The 2,140-nt window shown below is 69.1% G+C and carries 1 protein-coding gene; it reads right to left on the reverse strand.

The window, feature by feature from the left end; genetic code table 11:
• Nucleotides 1–174: 174 nt before the first annotated feature.
• Nucleotides 175–2,140, reverse strand: a 1,966-nt coding sequence (locus tag DBR34_RS00420; RefSeq protein WP_128095246.1) for an EAL domain-containing protein, incomplete at its 5' end; no start/stop codon positions are given.

A 2,140-nucleotide genomic window follows, 5' to 3' on the forward strand; every position in this document is an offset into this window, starting at 1 on the left:
GGCCAGCAGCAGCTGCACTGCGCCCCGTTCCATCCACCTGCCGCGCCATCCCCTCACACCCTGCCCCACCCTCGATGCCGCCACGCAGGTCGCGTGCCGCCCCTGGCCGGGATTATCGCCCGAACCCGGCGCTTTCACGCGGCACACCGGCGTCGCCGCTGCGGGCCATGGGTCTCATGGCAGGCCCGGCCGGCCCTCCGAGGGCAGCGCGCTGCGCCCCGGCCACAGCGCCGGCTGGGTCATCCGCTCCAGCGCCATCGGGCGCTCGATCGCATACCCCTGCAGTCCGTCCACCCCGAGCACCTGCAGCTGTTCGGCCACCTCGGTCGATTCCACCCATTCGGCAATCACGGTCATGTGCAGCTCGCGGCCGATTTCGGTAATCGCGCGCACCGCCGCGCGGCTGACCGGATCGATGTCCATGTCGCGCACGAACACGCCATCGATCTTGAGCATGTCCGCCGGCAGCTGGCGCAGGTAGCCGAACGAGGACAGCCCCGAACCGAAGTCGTCCAGCGCCACCTGGCAGCCGCGCGCCTTGACCGCTTCGATGAAGCTGCGCGCCTGGGCCAGGCTGCTGATCGCCGCGGTCTCGGTGACCTCGAAGCAGAGCTTGCGCGCCAACCCGCGGTTGCGTTCCAGCAGGTCGCAGACGAAGGCCAGGAAACTCGGCTCGGCAATCGACTGCGCCGACACGTTGACGTTGCACAACCCCAGCCGCTGCACGTGCGCCGGGCACACCTGCAGGTGGCGGAACAGCAGCCCCAGCACATGCCGGTCCAGTGCCATGCCCATGCCGTAACGCTCCACGGCCGGCATGAATTCACCGGGCCCCTGCAGCACGCCGTCGGGATTGCGCATGCGGACCAGCACTTCGTAATGCAGGAAACCCGGATCGCCCACGCGCTCGATGCGCTGCGCATACAACAGCATGCGGTTCTCGGCGATGGCACTGGTCACCCGTGCCAGGCGTTCGGCTTCCTGCCGGCGCTCGTCCAGCGCCATGCGGCTTTCGTTGTAGCAGTGCACGCGGTTGCGCCCGGCTTCCTTGGCGGCATAGCAGGCGCTGTCGGCCGCGCTCATCAGCCAGTTCACATCGACCGCCTCGCGGGTCACCTCCACCACGCCGATGCTGCAGCTCACCCGCAGGCTGCCGTCGCCATGCTGGAAGTTGGCCTGGCCCAGCGAACGCACGATCCGCTGCAGCACCTGCTTGGCCTCGTCCTGGGCCGCATTGGCCAGGAACAGCGCGAACTCGTCGCCGCCCAGCCGCCCTACCCAGTCACCCTCGCGTACCGCGCCCACCAGGTAGTCGGCGAAGTTGCGCAGCAACTGGTCGCCCGCCGCGTGGCCCAGCCCGTCGTTGACCAGCTTGAAGTAATCCAGGTCGATGTAGCACAGGCTGTGCACGCCGCCGTGGTTGCGCACGTCGAGCAGGGACTGCTCCAGCAGGCGTTCGATCTCGCGCCGGTTGATCAGCCCGGTCAGCGGATCATGGCTGGCGTGGTGCTCCACCTCGCGGGCCAGCGCATGGTTCTGCGACACATCCTCCACGATGGCGAACACCGACACCTCGCGGCCGGCGGTGCGCACCAGCGTGCCGCTCCAGCGCCCCCACATCAGCCCGCCGTCGGCGCGCCGGAAGCGCAGTTCGGCCGGGCGCAGCTGGCGGCCCCAGTCGATGCGGCCCGCGTCGTCGAGCACCAGTTCTCCTTCCGCCACCAGGTCCTGCAGGGACAGCCCGAGCAACGCAGTGCGCGCGTAACCCAGGATGTCGGCCATGGCCTGGTTGACCTCCAGGATGCCGCCGGTATGGTCGAACTTGAGCATGCCCACCGTGGCCTGGTAGAACGCCGCGCGGAAGCGGCTTTCCTGCTCCAGCAGATCGCGCCGCACGCGTCGCGACAGCATCGCGGCGACGACGGTGATCAACAGCACCGACAATCCGCCCACCAGCAGCGTGGTGATGCGCACGATCGAGGCCGTGCGCTGCAGCGACATCGAAAATGCCTTGGCCCGCGCCTGCAGGTCACGGTCCAGTGCCTGCACCTGATCCAGCAGCAGCGCCTGGGTCACCGGTTCAACGTCGCGGCGGGCATGCAGTGCCTGCGCCGCGCCGACCAGACCGGCCAGCTGCAGT

The sequence above is a fragment of the Stenotrophomonas sp. HMWF003 genome, from assembly GCF_003061285.1.
Classification (GTDB): domain Bacteria; phylum Pseudomonadota; class Gammaproteobacteria; order Xanthomonadales; family Xanthomonadaceae; genus Stenotrophomonas; species Stenotrophomonas maltophilia_AP.